General features: G+C 68.5%; 11 protein-coding genes and 3 pseudogenes. 4 read left to right on the top strand and 10 right to left on the bottom strand.

Going from position 1 to position 13,698, the window contains the following annotated elements:
* Positions 1-87 precede the first annotated feature (87 nt).
* Complete coding sequence (gene gatB, locus AC2W7M_RS09540) at positions 88-1,584, bottom strand: Asp-tRNA(Asn)/Glu-tRNA(Gln) amidotransferase subunit GatB (RefSeq protein WP_486131933.1); 1,497 nt, start codon at positions 1,582-1,584, stop codon at positions 88-90.
* 408 nt (positions 1,585-1,992) lie between these two features.
* On the opposite strand from gatB, the gene AC2W7M_RS09535 reads away from it, so the two are divergent.
* Positions 1,993-3,018 (top strand): glycosyltransferase family 2 protein, encoded by a 1,026-nt coding sequence (locus AC2W7M_RS09535; RefSeq protein WP_486131929.1) that lies wholly within the window; start codon positions 1,993-1,995, stop codon positions 3,016-3,018.
* Between the two features lie 10 nt (positions 3,019-3,028).
* Here the strand turns inward: AC2W7M_RS09535 and AC2W7M_RS09530 are convergent, their stop codons facing one another.
* The 4 genes and pseudogenes from AC2W7M_RS09530 to AC2W7M_RS09515 all read right to left on the bottom strand — a co-directional run bounded on the left by AC2W7M_RS09530 (position 3,029) and on the right by AC2W7M_RS09515 (position 6,186).
* The gene (locus AC2W7M_RS09530; protein WP_486131928.1) at positions 3,029-3,340 is read right to left on the bottom strand and encodes a chorismate mutase; all 312 of its coding nucleotides are present in this window, start codon (positions 3,338-3,340) and stop codon (positions 3,029-3,031) included.
* Positions 3,328-4,811: pseudogene (gene gatA / locus AC2W7M_RS09525) on the bottom strand (Asp-tRNA(Asn)/Glu-tRNA(Gln) amidotransferase subunit GatA). Before gatA ends, AC2W7M_RS09530 begins: the two are co-directional and overlap by 13 nt.
* Positions 4,808-5,095, bottom strand: coding sequence for an Asp-tRNA(Asn)/Glu-tRNA(Gln) amidotransferase subunit GatC (gene gatC / locus AC2W7M_RS09520; RefSeq protein ID WP_486131926.1), 288 nt, complete (start codon positions 5,093-5,095; stop codon positions 4,808-4,810). The pseudogene gatA and the gene gatC overlap by 4 nt, the downstream one beginning before the upstream one ends.
* A 74-nt stretch (positions 5,096-5,169) precedes the next feature.
* Positions 5,170-6,186 carry a LysR family transcriptional regulator gene (locus tag AC2W7M_RS09515; protein WP_486131931.1) on the bottom strand — a complete coding sequence of 339 codons (1,017 nt, stop codon included), beginning with the start codon at positions 6,184-6,186 and terminating at the stop codon, positions 5,170-5,172.
* A 43-nt stretch (positions 6,187-6,229) separates the two neighbouring features.
* Between AC2W7M_RS09515 and AC2W7M_RS09510 the strand changes: the two are divergent.
* Positions 6,230-7,212, top strand: a pseudogene (locus tag AC2W7M_RS09510) (MBL fold metallo-hydrolase).
* 27 nt (positions 7,213-7,239) lie between these two features.
* Here AC2W7M_RS09510 and tgt read toward each other — a convergent pair.
* The 4 genes and pseudogenes from tgt to AC2W7M_RS09490 all read right to left on the bottom strand — a co-directional run bounded on the left by tgt (position 7,240) and on the right by AC2W7M_RS09490 (position 10,642).
* A pseudogene (gene tgt, locus AC2W7M_RS09505) lies at positions 7,240-8,390 on the bottom strand (tRNA guanosine(34) transglycosylase Tgt).
* On the bottom strand, positions 8,387-9,475 hold the full coding sequence (gene queA / locus AC2W7M_RS09500; protein ID WP_486131924.1) for a tRNA preQ1(34) S-adenosylmethionine ribosyltransferase-isomerase QueA: 1,089 nt from the start codon (positions 9,473-9,475) through the stop codon (positions 8,387-8,389). Before queA ends, tgt begins: the two are co-directional and overlap by 4 nt.
* 39 nt (positions 9,476-9,514) lie before the next feature.
* A complete protein-coding gene (locus AC2W7M_RS09495) occupies positions 9,515-10,117 on the bottom strand; it encodes an exopolysaccharide biosynthesis protein (protein ID WP_486131922.1) in 603 nt (200 codons plus the stop codon).
* A gap of 246 nt (positions 10,118-10,363) precedes the next feature.
* On the bottom strand, positions 10,364-10,642 hold the full coding sequence (locus AC2W7M_RS09490) for an usg protein (RefSeq protein WP_486131920.1): 279 nt from the start codon (positions 10,640-10,642) through the stop codon (positions 10,364-10,366).
* 424 nt (positions 10,643-11,066) lie between these two features.
* On the opposite strand from AC2W7M_RS09490, the gene groES reads away from it, so the two are divergent.
* Both groES and groL read left to right on the top strand, forming a co-directional pair.
* Complete coding sequence (gene groES, locus AC2W7M_RS09485) at positions 11,067-11,381, top strand: co-chaperone GroES (protein ID WP_121625217.1); 315 nt, start codon at positions 11,067-11,069, stop codon at positions 11,379-11,381.
* Between the two features lie 81 nt (positions 11,382-11,462).
* Positions 11,463-13,094 (top strand): chaperonin GroEL, encoded by a 1,632-nt coding sequence (groL, locus tag AC2W7M_RS09480; RefSeq protein WP_486131917.1) that lies wholly within the window; start codon positions 11,463-11,465, stop codon positions 13,092-13,094.
* 232 nt (positions 13,095-13,326) lie between these two features.
* Here the strand turns inward: groL and AC2W7M_RS09475 are convergent.
* Positions 13,327-13,698 (bottom strand): MliC family protein (locus AC2W7M_RS09475; RefSeq protein ID WP_486131915.1); only part of this gene is annotated, 372 nt, incomplete at its 5' end.

Below are 13,698 nucleotides of genomic sequence, written 5' to 3'. Positions count from 1 at the left end.
TTGGGAAGCGGAGAGGGCGCGCGGCGGCGTGCCGGCGCGGCACTGGCCGCGCCGCTGCGAAGCGGCGGACCGCCTTGGCCGGGGGCCTCAGATGCCGAGCTTCGCCTTGAGGATCTCGTTCAGCGCCTGGGGGTTGGCCTTGCCGCCGGAGGCCTTCATGGCCTGGCCGACGAACCAGCCCAGCATGGTGGGCTTGGCCTGCACCTGCGCCACCTTGTCGGGATTGGCGGCGATGATCTCGTCCACCACCTTCTCGATGGCGCCGGTGTCCGTCACCTGCTTCAGGCCGCGCGCCTCCACGAGATCGCGCGGATCGCCCTCGTACTGCTCGCCGAGGATGATGACCATCACGTCCTTGGCGATCTTGCCGGAGATGGTGCCGTCGGCGATGAGATCGACCACGCCCGCCACCTGCGCCGCCGAGACCGGGGTCTGGGCGATGGAGACGCCCGCCGTGTTCGCATAAGCGGCGATGTCGCCCATGATCCAGTTGGCCACCAGCTTGGCGTTGCGCGCCACGCCCCCCGACTTCACGGCGGTCTCGAAATAATCGGCGGTTTCCTTCTCCGCCACCAGCACGCTGGCGTCATAGGGGGAGAGGCCGTATTCGGCGATGAAGCGCGCCTTCTTCTCGTCCGGCAGCTCCGGCAGGTGCTGCATCAGGTCCTCGACCCACGCCGCCTTCAGCACCAGCGGCAGGAGGTCGGGGTCGGGGAAATAGCGATAATCATGCGCCTCTTCCTTGGAGCGCATGGAGCGCGTCTCGCCCCGGTTGGGGTCGAACAGGCGCGTCTCCTGGTCGATGCTGCCGCCGTCCTCCAGGATCTCGATCTGGCGCCGCGCCTCCACCTCGATGGCCTGGCCGATGAAGCGGATGGAATTGACGTTCTTGATCTCGCAGCGGGTGCCGAGCGGCGCGCCGGGCCGGCGCACGGAGACGTTCACGTCGGCGCGCAGATTGCCCTTCTCCATGTCGCCGTCGCAGGTTCCGAGATAGCGCAGAATGGTGCGCAGCTTGGTCACATAGGCCTTCGCCTCGTCCGAGGAGCGCAGGTCCGGACGCGAGACGATCTCCATCAGCGCGACGCCGGAGCGGTTCAGGTCCACGAAGGAGAGGGTGGGCGACAGATCGTGGATCGACTTGCCGGCATCCTGCTCCAGATGCAGCCGCTCGATGCCGACCGTGATGCTCTCGCCGTCCGCAAGGTCCACGACCACGAAGCCCTCGCCGACGATCGGGCTCTTGTACTGGCTGATCTGGTAGCCCTGCGGCAGGTCCGGATAGAAGTAGTTCTTCCGGTCGAAGGTGGAGGCGAGGTTGATCTGCGCCTTCAGCCCGAGCCCGGTGCGCACCGCCTGGGCGACGCATTCTTTGTTGATAACCGGCAGCATGCCCGGCATGGCCGCGTCCACCAGCGACACATGGTCGTTGGGCGGCCCTCCGAAGGCGGTGGAGGCGCCGGAGAACAGCTTGGCGTTGGAGGAGACCTGGGCGTGCACTTCCATGCCGATCACCACCTCCCAGTCGCCGGTGGCGCCGGCGATGAGCTTCTTGGCCTCGGCGGGACGGGAATGCAGGGTCATGGTGGTCCTATGGTCCTGGGCGGCGGCGCGGGCGCCGACGAAATCCAAAAGCGGCACGGCCGCGTCCGGGGTTTCGTAAAACCCGCCGGGCGGTCTCTGGCAACCGGGCCGGGCGTCTCGCAGGCTCACGCCGCGCAAGCGAAAGGCCGCGCCCGCGTCGCAACGCAGCCGCGCCCGCGTCGCAACGCAGCCTCGCCCGCGCGCGCCGGAGGGCCCGCGCATGCCAAAGCGCATGCAAGCCAAAGCACGGCGGCTGCGGGATGACGCGAAGCGCCTGTCCCGAAGCCGAAGCGGGATCGCGTATTTTGTTACCGCAATCGTCGGCGGCCGCCCGCCTGCCGTCAAACCCCAAGTTTATTTCCAGCTGACCATGCGTTAAAGACCGCGGCACAAACGGAGTGTTCTGTGATGCGGCTGGCAGGCATTTCGATCGTCCGCGACGAAGCGGACATCGTTGAATCGTGGGCTCGTCATAATTGTTTTTTTCTTGATAAGCTTTACGTCGTCGACAATGGCAGCACCGATTCCACGCGCCAGATTCTGCGGACACTGATCGCCGAGGGTCTGCCGATCGAGATGGTCGACCACGGCACGCACGGCGCGTTCTATCAGGGCCGGCGCACCACCCGCCTCATGCGCCACGCGGTGGCGGACGGCGACTGGGACTTCATCTTCCCGCTCGACGGCGACGAATGCATCTGCGCCACGGACCGCGCCGCGCTGGAAGCCGAACTCGCCGGGTTTCCCGCCGATGTCCTGCCGAGCTTCCGGGAAATCCGGTACAAGCTCTCCGATCAGGACGATCCGGACGTCATCAACCCGCTGGAGCGCATCCGCCACATCCAGGAGCCGGCCTCGGCGCCCTTCAAGGCCATCGTGCCCCGGGCGCTGGCCGAGAACCCGGCCGCCGCGCTCTCCGACGGCAACCACCGCGTGCGCGTCGACGGCGTCGAAGTGCCCCGCAAGGTCCTGGAGAACGCGGCGCTGGCCCACTTCGCGCTGCGCTCGCAGAGCCAGATCGTCGCCAAACTGATGGTGACCTACATCACCTTCAAATCGCGCGAGGACTACAACCCCACTCTGGCCCCACGCCCGATCACCGCCGCCGGGGTCCTGTGCGAGGAGGAGGAGATCGCGCTCGGCCGGTTCGCCGACCTGGTGCGCGCCTATGAAGGCCCGGACCCGGCCGCAATCTACCGGCCCTTCACGGAGTGCCGCGGCGAGACCCGCCATCCGCACCTCGCGAAGACCTTCCCCTACCGCCGCACGCTGTGCGCCGTCGATGACCTCATCGCCGAGATGAAGGCGCAATCGGAGGAGGTGCGGACGCTGAAGAAGGACCTGTTCAAGGCCCGGATGGGACCGGTGCGCTACTTCTTCGTCCGCAAGTCCCGCTCCTTCACCAAGCACTGGCAGAAGCTGCGCGGACGGTAGGCGGGACCGCTTACAGCCGCGCGTTCTCGTAGGCGATGGTCTCGGCGATCAGGGTGCGCCAGAGGGCGCCGGCGATGCCTGGCGGCAGGCCCTTCTCGGCGGCGAGCGCCTCCACCTGGGCCACCACCTCCTCCACCCGGTCGGGCAGCAAAGCGGGAATGCCGTTCGCCTGCTTGACCTTCACCACCTCCTCGACCACCGCGAAACGCTCGGCGAGCAGGTCCACCATGCGCGCGTCGATGCCGTCGATGGCGCGCCGCGCGGCGGCGAGGGCGGCGGGCACCGCCCCGCCCTGCCCGATGGCGCCGTTCACCGGCGCCACCAGAGCTTTTCCACCGGGAAGCGGCCCGCCGCCTCCTCGATCACCTCGGCGAGGGAGAACAGCGTCTCCTCCTCGAACGGGCGGCCGATGAGCTGGAGGCCGAGCGGCAGACCGTCCGCCGAGAGGCCGGCCGGCACCGAGATGCCGGGCAGGCCCGCCATGTTCACGGTCACGGTGAAGACGTCGTTGAGATACATCTCCACCGGGTCGGCCTTCACCTTCTCGCCGATGCCGAAGGCGGGCGACGGGGTGGCCGGGGTGAGCACCGCGTCCACGCCCTGGGAGAACACGTCGTCGAAGTCGCGCTTGATCAGCGAGCGCACCTTCTGCGCGCGCAGGTAATAGGCGTCGTAATAGCCGGCGGAGAGCACATAGGTGCCGATCATGATGCGCCGGCGCACCTCCGGCCCGAAGCCGGCGGCGCGGGTGTTCTCGTACATCTCCACCACGTCGCGGCCGGGCACGCGCAGGCCGTAGCGCACGCCGTCATACCGCGCGAGGTTGGAGGAGGCCTCGGCCGGGGCGACGATGTAGTAGGCCGGCAGCGCATACTGGGTATGGGGCAGCGAGATGTCGACGATCTCGGCGCCCGCGTCCTTCAGCCAGGCCGCGCCGTCGCTCCACAGCGTGTCGATCTCGTCGGCCATGCCCTCGACGCGGTATTCGCGCGGAATGCCGATCTTCTTGCCCTTGATGGAGGCGCCCACCGCCTCCTCATAGTCCGGCACCGGCCGGTTCACGCTGGTGGAATCCTTGGGGTCGTAGCCGGCCATGGAGCGCAGCAGCAGCGCCGCGTCGTTCACCGTGCGGGCGAACGGGCCGGCCTGGTCGAGCGAGGAGGCGAAGGCGACGATGCCCCAGCGCGAGCAGCGCCCATAGGTGGGCTTGATCGCCCACCGTGCGGTGAAGGCGGCCGGCTGGCGGATCGAGCCGCCGGTGTCGGTGCCGGTCGCGCCGGCGCACAGGAAGGCCGCCACCGCCGCCGCCGAGCCGCCGGAGGAGCCGCCGGGCACGATGGGCGTGGTGTCGCCGTCGCGCCGCCAGGGCGAGACCACCGGGCCGAAGGCGGAGGTCTCGTTGGACGAGCCCATGGCGAACTCGTCATTGTTGAGCTTGCCGAGCATCACCGCGCCGTCGCGCCACAGGTTGGCGGTGACGGAGGATTCGTACTCGGGCACGAAGGTCTCGAGGATCTTCGAGCAGGCCGTGGTGCGCACGCCCTGCGTGGCGAACATGTCCTTGATGCCGAGGGGAATGCCCTCCAGGTGCCCGGTGTCGCCGGAGGCGATGCGGGGCATCGCTCTCCTTCGCCATGGCGAGGCGAGTGTGGGCGTCTCAGCACATAGGCGTTGAGGGCGCGCGCCTCCTCCATGGCCTTGAGATAGGCCTCGGTCAGCTCGACGGAGGTGAACTCGCCCATGGCGAGGCCTTCGCGCGCCTGGGTGAGGGTCAGCTGGGTGAGCTTGGTCATTCCACCACCTTCGGCACGGTGAAGAAGCCGCCCTCGGCCTCGGGGGCGTTGGCGAGCACCTTTTCCGGATAGTGGCCGTCGGTGACCACGTCCTCGCGCATGGGCAGGTCCACCGGCACCACGCTGGTGAGCGGATCGACGCCGGAGACGTCGAGGTCCGCCAGTTGCTCCACGAATTCGAGGATGGCGTTGAGCTCGTGGCTCAGATGGTCGAGTTCGTCCTCACGGACCGCGATGCGCGCGAGATGCGCCACGCGGCGGACGGTCGCCTGGTCGACGGACATGCTGTGCTCCCGAAAGCCGACCTGCGCTATAGCAAGGGGGGCTTCCCCGGCGCAATGGCGGCGGGCCCAGGTTGTCAGCACTCCGGCGATCGGCCTTCGGCTCCGCCCGACAATCCGTCCTCGCTTGGGCGGGGCCATTTGAATGCGCGGATGTGCTGGAGGAATGCAGCCATCGCCGCGCTGGGATGGTGTCGGTTCGGGTAATAGAGGAACCAGCCGGGCAGCCGCGGCGACCACTCCCGCAGGAGTTCGACCAGGCTGCCGTCGCCGAGATGCGGCCGCGCATAGTCCTCGAAAACATGGGCCACGCCCTGTCCCGCGAGCGCGGCCTTCAGTTCCTGGTGGGCGGAGGAGAGCGTCAGACGGCCGGCGGGATTGATCTCCAGGCGTTCGCCGTCCTTCTCGAACTGCCAGCTGACGAAGGTTCCGCCCGGAAAGCGCCGGCGGATGCAATCGAAGCCGACCAGATCGGACGGCGCCGCCGGCAAGGCCCGCTCCCGCAGATAGGCGGGGGACGCGACGATGGCATAGCGCAGCGGCGGCCCGAGGGGCACCGCGATCATGTCCTGCTCCAGCTGCTTGCCGAAGCGGACGCCGGCGTCGAAGCCCTGCTGGACGATGTCGACGATGGCGGCATCGCTGACGAGGTCGACCTTGATCTGCGGAAACGCCTGCATGAAGTCGAAGACCAGCGGGCACAGCACGTGATCGACCGCCGGGCCGGGCGCGTTGAGGCGCAGCGTTCCGGTCGGCGTCGCGCGCAGCTGGTCGAGGTCATCGATCGCCAGCCGGATTTCCCGGAAGGCCGGAACGAGGCGCGCATACAGCCGTGCCCCGGCCTCGGTCGGCGCCACGCTGCGGGTGGTCCGGTTGAGCAGACGGATCCCCAAAGCCTGCTCCAGGGCGCGGATGTTCTGGCTCAGCGCCGCCGACGAGACGCGCCGCTGCGCGGCCGCCGCACGAAAGCCGCCGCAACTGACGATGGCGACGAAGGCGTCGAGATTCTCCAGGCGCACAGGAGTCATTGCGAAGCAAAACTTATCAAGCTGATATGGAATGCGCAGCTTATCCGCGCAATGCTCCGCTGTCATCCTGGGGATACGGCTCACAATCCCCCCGCCACGGAGGCGAACGATGGCACCGATCACCTTGAACCGCCGCAGGATCATGCTGTCCGCCATGGCGGGCGCGGGCGGCCTCCTCGCCGGCCCGGGCGAGGCGCATGCCCAGGCGCCCCACCCCGCTCCGGTCCGCAATGCCGGCCACTACCGATTTCGCGTCGGCGACATCCGCGCGACGGTGCTCAGCGACGGGGTCATCGGCGGCCCGCCACGGATCTATGCCAGCGACGCGCCTGAGATGGAGCTTGAGGCGGTGCTGACGCGCGCCTTCCTTCCGACCGACCACATGACGCTGAACCTCAACACCCTGCTGATCGAGACCGGCCGCCGCCGCATCCTGCTGGAGGCCGGCGCGGGCCAGACCATGGGCCCCAATGGTGGCCGGATCTTCGCCAACCTCGCCGAGATCGGCCTCGCGCCGAGCGACATCGACGCCGTGGTCATCTCCCACACCCATCCCGACCATGTGGGCAATCTCCGCGGCGCGGACGGGACACCGGCCTTTGCGCGCGCGACCGTCTTTGTCCCGAAGGCGGACTGGGACTTCTTCGTCCGCGGCGAGCCCGATCTGTCCTATATGCCGGTGCCGGCCGACTTCCGGCGACGCTTCGGGGCGGCGATCAAGCACAGCCTCGCGCCGGTGGCCGGCGGCATCGAGCTTTTCGAGGGCGGCGCGGAGATCGTGCCGGGGCTGACGACCATCGCGGCGTCGGGACACACGCCGGGGATGGTCTCCTTCCTGGTCCATTCGGGCCGCGACCAATTGCTCCTGACCGCCGACCTCGCCTACCACCCGGTGGTCAACATCGACCGCCCCTGGCGTCCCGGTCCGGACGGGACAAGGAGGCAGCCCTGAGCGCGCGCCGCCGGATCTTCGACCAAGCGGCGGCCGAGCGGATCGCGGTGCTCGGCTTCCACTTTCCTTTCCCCGGCCTCGGCCATGTGCTGCGCACCGATTCCGGCTACGCCTGGGTTCCGGCGGGCTGGCAGTTCTGAACCGCCCGGAGCGTGGGCGCCCTGCCCTCACCCGACCGGCGGAAGGTCGCCCCGCGCCCAGCCGTCCTTGGTCTGCGCCACATAATCCGCATAGCGCCCCGCCGCGATCGCGGCGCGGGCGCCGGCCATGAGCTGCTGGTAATAGTGGATGTTGGCCCAGGAGATCAGCATCGCCCCCAGCATCTCCTCGCAGCGCACGAGGTGGTGCAGATAGGCGCGGGAATAGTCGCGCAGCGCCGGGCAGTCGCTCGCTTCGTCCAGCGGACGCGGGTCCTCGGCGTGGCGGGCGTTCTTCAAGTTGATGCGGCCGAAGCGGGTGAAGGCGAGCGCATGGCGGCCGGAGCGGGTCGGCATCACGCAGTCGAACATGTCGATGCCGCGCGCCACCGCCTCCAGCAGGTCGTCCGGCGTGCCCACCCCCATGAGGTAGCGCGGTTTCGTCGCCGGCAGATGGGGTTCCACGGTCTCGATCATGGCCAGCATGACCTCCTGCGGCTCGCCCACCGCGAGGCCGCCGATGGAATAGCCGGGGAAGTCCATGTCGGCGAGCGCGCGGGCCGATTCCACCCGCAGCGCCGGCACCGCGCCGCCCTGGACGATGCCGAACAGCGCCCGGCCTTTGGGCTGCGCCTCGAAGGCGCGCTTCGAGCGCTCGGCCCAGCGCAGCGACAGGCGCATGGCGCGCTCGGCCTCCGCGTCCTCGCACGGCAGGCGCACGCACTCGTCGAGCTGCATCTGGATATCGGCGCCCAGCAGCCCCTGGATCTCGACGGAGCGCTCCGGGCTCATCTCGTGGATCGCGCCGTCCACGTGGGAGCGGAAGGTGACGCCCTGCTCGCTCATCTTGCGCAGGCTCGACAGGCTCATCACCTGGAAGCCGCCGGAATCGGTGAGGATCGGCCCGTCCCAGCCCATGAAGCGGTGCAGCCCGCCGAGCTTCGCCACCCGCTCGGCGCCGGGGCGCAGCATGAGGTGATAGGTGTTGGCGAGCACGATGTCGGCGCCCGCCTGCTTCACCTGGTCGAAATAGAGCCCCTTCACGGTCGCCACCGTGCCGACCGGCATGAAGGCCGGCGTGCGGATCGCCCCGCGCGGGTCGAGACCACACCAGTGCGGGCGGCGCCGTCGGTGGCGGACAGGGTGAAGGAGAAGGTGTCGGAGGTCGGCGCGGCGGTCATGCCCCGCCTTCTGGCAGAAGCAGGCACGCATCGCCATAGGAATAGAATCGGTAGCCCTGCGCGATGGCATGGGCATAGGCGCGCTTCTGGGTCTCGTGGCCGATGAGGGCCGCCACCAGCATCACCAGCGTCGAGCGCGGCAGATGGAAGTTGGTGAGCATGCCGTCGATGGCTTTGAACCGGTAGCCCGGCGTGATGAAGATGTCGGTCTCGCCCACGAACGGGCGGATGAGGCCGTCCTCCCCCGCCGCGCTCTCGATCAGCCGGGTGGAGGTGGAGCCCACCGTGAGGATGCGCCCGCCTCTCGCCTTCACCGCGTTGAGCGCGTCGGCGGTTTCGCGCGTCACCTCGCCCCATTCCGCGTGCATGCGGTGGCCGGACGTATCCTCCGCCTTCACCGGCAGGAAGGTGCCCGGCCCCACATGGAGCGTCACGGTGTGCCGCTCCACCCCGGCCGCGGAGATGCGCGCCAGGAGGTCGGGCGTGAAATGCAGGCTGGCGGTCGGCGCCGCCACCGAGCCGGCGACCCGCGCGAACAGGGTCTGGTAGTCCTGCCGGTCGCGGTCGTCCTCGTGGCGGCGCGCGGCGATGTAAGGCGGGATCGGCATGTGGCCGACGGCCGCCACCGCATCGTCCAGAAATTCGCCGGCAAGGTCGAAGGCGAGGAGCACGGAGCCATCCTCCTCCTTGCCTTCGACGGTCGCATCGAGGGTGCCGAGGAGGCAGGCCCGCCCCGCGCCGCCGAAGCGCACCCGGTCGCCCGCCTTCAGCCGCTTGCCCGGCTTGGCGAAGGCGCGCCAGCGCGCCGGGCCGAGCCGCTTCACCAGCGTCGCCTCGATGCCCACACCCGCGCCGCCGTCGCGGGTGCGGGTGCCCTCCAGAGCGGCGGGGATGACGCGGGTGTCGTTCACCACCAGAGCGTCGCCCGCCTGGAGCAGCGCAGGAAGGTCGCGCACGCCGCGGTCCTCCAGCTCCGGCACGCCGCCTGGGTGCACCACCAGCAGGCGCGCGGCATCGCGCGGCTCGGCGGGGCGGAGCGCGATGCGGTCCTCGGGAAGCTCGAAATCGAAGGCGTCGACGCGCATGGGACAGGGATCGCCAGAAGGAAGGCCCGGAGCGCCTTCCTAGAATATGGCGATCGCCCCCTGCCAGATGGCATAGCTCATGAGGGCGGTGACGGCGAGGCCGAGAAGGGTCGCGCCGAAGCCGGCGAGAATCACCAGCCCGTCGCGCTCCACCAGGCCGAGGCCGAACACGCACACGGCAAAGCCCGGCGGCAGGTTGCCGAGGAAGGGAATCGGCAGCAGCAGGATGAAGCCGAGGAGCACCACCGTCGCGCCCACCACGCGCCGCGCGGTGGGGCCGGCGAACTGCTCGTAGCGCGGGCGCGAGAAGCGCTCGAACCGCTCGATCCAGGGCTTGGAATGGGTGACGATGCTCTCCAGCATGGAGCGCGAGAAGGTGCGCCTCGCCACCTTCTCCGGCAGCCACAGCTCCTGGCGGCCGATCATCATCTGCGCGCCGATGAGGCCGAGAATGATGCCGCAGATCACCGGGATGCCGGGCGGCATGGGGATGCAGTTGGGGATGCCGAAGATCAGGAACAGGATGCCGAACGCGCGATTGCGCAGCGCGTTCACGAGATCGCCGATGGCCACCTTGTCCTCGGTGTGGGCAGCGAGCACCGCGGCGAGCAGCTCTGACGTTCTGGGCGTACGATGGTCCAAGGCGACCTTATCCTCCAGGGCGCCCATCCATAGCATCGAGAAAGCGGCGGCGTGAGGGCACATCTGCTGCGGCGCGCGTTTCCCGAACGGCAGGGGCCGATGCCCCGGCATCCCGCGACGCCGGGCGAGCGAGGCGGCACGCGCGTGAACCCCCGCTGACGCGCATGCCGCCTGCCGCCCGGGCGCAAGCTAGACCATCCCCGCCCCGAAAAGGAGAGAAATTGACGTAAGAGGAAAGCAAATTCCTCAATGGAGCAGGAACATACCATTCACGGGTGTCAGCTCCGCCGGCTTGATGAGCCCGCAATGGGCGACCGTAACGGAATGCAGCGGCCCGTCGATCTCCTTCTGCCAGAAAGCGAGGAAGCGATTGAGCTCGGGGAAAGCCGGGCAAAGGTCGTATTGCTGCCAGAGAAAGCTCTGCAGCAATCCGGGATGGTCGGGAAGGCGATAGAGGATCTCGGCCGTGGCAAGCCCATAACCCTCGATCTGACGAACGAAATCGCGCGACACCGAAGAGACCATGTTCTGCAACCTCCTCCGCTGATCCGGTCCGACCCGGAAACTGGATTGTCGGCTCACAAGGGTCGCGCCGCCAAGACTAAAAAATGGTTTCTTTCAGCAAAAACAATGGACTAGCAGCGATGGGGCATGACTGCTGACAACCCCCCCAGTCCCGTCGCATAGGCGGCGCACACGCCAGCGCCAGGTCCGAGCCACGTCCGAGCCAAGTCCACGCCCGATCCGGTCCGCTAAAGGCCGCCGCAACGCCTTGAGGCGCAACGACCCGGCGGCCGCGGGCGGCTGCTTGGCACTCACTTCACACGAGTGCTAATTTTTTCCGGGAACCCCCTTGAAGGTCCTGCGGACGCCCCTTAGATCGCCAGCGGAGCCGGAGGCAGACGCGTCCGGCGCCCCGAAAATGGCATTTCAACCGGAGGTTTCCCCGATGGGTTTCCGTCCCCTGCACGACCGCGTGGTGGTCAAGCGCATCGACGCCGAAGAGAAGACCGCCGGCGGCATCATCATCCCCGACACCGCCAAGGAAAAGCCCATGCAGGGCGAGGTGGTGGCGGTCGGCCCCGGCGCCCGCAACGAGAAGGGCGAACTGGTGGCGCTCGACGTGAAGGCGGGTGATCGCGTGCTGTTCGGCAAGTGGTCCGGCACCGAGGTCAAGATCGACGGCCAGGATCTGCTCATCATGAAGGAGAGCGACATCCTCGGCGTGATCGAGGGCACCGCCGCCGCCAAGAAGGCGGCCTGAGGCCTTCAAGACTGCGATCCGGGGTCGATCACGGCCTCGATCGAAAGATCCATTCGTCCATAAGCTGAAGGAGCAAGGCACATGGCTGCCAAGGACGTGAAATTCTCCGTGGACGCGCGCGACAAGGTTCTGCGCGGCGTCGACATCCTCGCCAATGCGGTGAAGGTGACCCTGGGCCCCAAGGGCCGCAACGTCGTGATCGAGAAGAGCTTCGGCGCCCCGCGCATCACCAAGGACGGTGTGACGGTGGCGAAGGAGATCGAGCTCGAGGACAAGTTCGAGAATCTCGGCGCGCAGCTGGTGCGCGAAGTCGCCTCGAAGACCAATGACCTCGCCGGCGACGGCACCACCACCGCCACCGTGCTCGCCCAGGCGATCGTGAAGGAAGGCGCCAAGGCGGTGGCCGCCGGCATGAACCCGATGGACCTGAAGCGCGGCGTCGATCTCGCCGTCGAGGCCATCGTCAAGGATCTCGCCGCCAACTCCAAGAAGGTGACCTCCAACGAGGAGATCGCCCAGGTGGGCACCATCTCCGCCAATGGCGACGCCGAGGTCGGCAAGTTCCTCGCCGAGGCGATGAAGAAGGTCGGCAACGAGGGCGTCATCACGGTGGAGGAGGCGAAGTCCTTCGAGACCGAGCTGGACGTGGTCGAGGGCATGCAGTTCGACCGCGGCTACCTCTCGCCCTACTTCGTGACCAACGCCGAGAAGATGCGCGTTGAGTTCGAGGACCCCTACATCCTCATCCACGAGAAGAAGCTCTCCGGCCTCCAGGAGCTGCTCCCGGTGCTCGAGGCGGTGGTGCAGTCCGCCAAGCCGCTCGTGATCATCGCCGAGGACGTGGAAGGCGAGGCGCTCGCCACGCTGGTGGTGAACAAGCTGCGCGGCGGCCTGAAGGTCGCGGCCGTGAAGGCGCCGGGCTTCGGCGACCGCCGCAAGGCCATGCTGCAGGACATCGCCATCCTGACCGGCGGCCAGGCGATCTCCGAGGACCTCGGCATCAAGCTCGAGAACGTGAACCTCTCCATGCTCGGCCGCGCCAAGAAGGTGGTGATCGAGAAGGAGAACACCACGATCGTCGACGGCGCCGGCGCCAAGGACGACATCACCGCCCGCATCCAGCAGATCAAGGCGCAGATCGAGGAGACCACCTCGGACTATGACCGCGAGAAGCTGCAGGAGCGCCTCGCCAAGCTCGCCGGCGGCGTGGCCGTCGTGCGCGTCGGCGGCGCCACCGAGGTCGAGGTGAAGGAGAAGAAGGACCGCGTGGACGACGCGCTCCACGCCACCCGCGCCGCGGTCGAGGAAGGCGTGCTGCCCGGCGGCGGCGTCGCCCTGCTGCGCTCCGTCAAGGTGCTCGAAGGCATCAAGGTGGACAACCCCGACCAGCGCACCGGCATCGAGATCGTCCGCAAGGCGGTCCAGGCCCCGGCGCGCCAGATCGCCCAGAACGCCGGCGACGACGGCTCCGTGGTGGTGGGCAAGATCCTCGAGTCCAACGACTACGCCTTCGGCTACAACGCCCAGACGGGTGAGTATGTGGACATGGTGAAGGCCGGCATCATCGACCCCACCAAGGTGGTGCGCACCGCGCTCCAGGATGCGGCCTCCGTGTCCGGCCTGCTGATCACCACCGAGGCGCTCATCGCCGAGCTGCCGAAGAAGTCCGGCCCCGCGGCTCCGACCATGCCGGGCGGCGGCATGGACTTCTGAGGGTAGACAAACCTTCGGACGCCGCCCGGCTCTCTTGAGCAAGGCAAGCCGGCAACCAGCCGGCTTGGCGTCGGGCGGCGGCATGGACTTCTGAAGGTAGAGAAACCTTCGGACGCCGCCCGGCTCTAAACGGAAACGCAAGCCGGCAAAAGCCGGCTTGCTCGGGCGGCGGCATGGACTTCTAAGGCGCCGTGCGCTGCCGCAGGTCAGGGCTTGAACTCAGGGCTTGTTGTCAGGGCTTGCGCGACCCGTCGGGCGGCTCGATCGCCCGGCAGGTGTCGATCGTCCGCGGCTCGGGCGCGGTGTGATCCATGAGCATCTCGCTCAAGGTGGCGTCGTCCCCCTTGATCCACCATTGCAGGCCGCGATCCGGCGACAGACCCTGCTCGGTGGCGTAGCGCGCCCCTGAGGCGGCGCGCACCGGATAGAGCGCGAAGCTGCGCCCGTCGAACGAGAGCCGCGCGCCGAACTCCGCGGAATAGACGGCGAGGATCTGCCGGCCGCTGGCGCAGCGGTAGGCGGCGATCCTGGGCCGCGAGCGCGGCGTCCGCGGACAGCGCGGCGCCGGTCGCGAGCAGGACGACGGCCGCGGCGCGCAGACGCC

It is taken from the genome of Xanthobacter sp. BG11Y11_SDJG, assembly GCF_057364445.1.
The sequence above is the reverse complement of the archived record's forward strand: the minus strand, read 5'-3'. Positions and strand labels throughout refer to the sequence as shown.

What these genes read in the sequence shown, in the direction of transcription:
- gatC (WP_486131926.1), bottom strand. Translation starts at nt 5,095, where the DNA reads ATGTCCGTCGACCAGGCGACCGTCCGCCGCGTGGCGCATCTCGCGCGC.
- AC2W7M_RS09490 (WP_486131920.1), bottom strand. Translation starts at nt 10,642, where the DNA reads ATGGTCTCTTCGGTGTCGCGCGATTTCGTTCGTCAGATCGAGGGTTAT.
- gatB (WP_486131933.1), bottom strand. Translation starts at nt 1,584, where the DNA reads ATGACCCTGCATTCCCGTCCCGCCGAGGCCAAGAAGCTCATCGCCGGC.
- AC2W7M_RS09515 (WP_486131931.1), bottom strand. Translation starts at nt 6,186, where the DNA reads ATGACAGCGGAGCATTGCGCGGATAAGCTGCGCATTCCATATCAGCTT.
- groES (WP_121625217.1), top strand. Translation starts at nt 11,067, where the DNA reads ATGGGTTTCCGTCCCCTGCACGACCGCGTGGTGGTCAAGCGCATCGAC.
- AC2W7M_RS09535 (WP_486131929.1), top strand. Translation starts at nt 1,993, where the DNA reads ATGCGGCTGGCAGGCATTTCGATCGTCCGCGACGAAGCGGACATCGTT.
- groL (WP_486131917.1), top strand. Translation starts at nt 11,463, where the DNA reads ATGGCTGCCAAGGACGTGAAATTCTCCGTGGACGCGCGCGACAAGGTT.
- queA (WP_486131924.1), bottom strand. Translation starts at nt 9,475, where the DNA reads ATGCGCGTCGACGCCTTCGATTTCGAGCTTCCCGAGGACCGCATCGCG.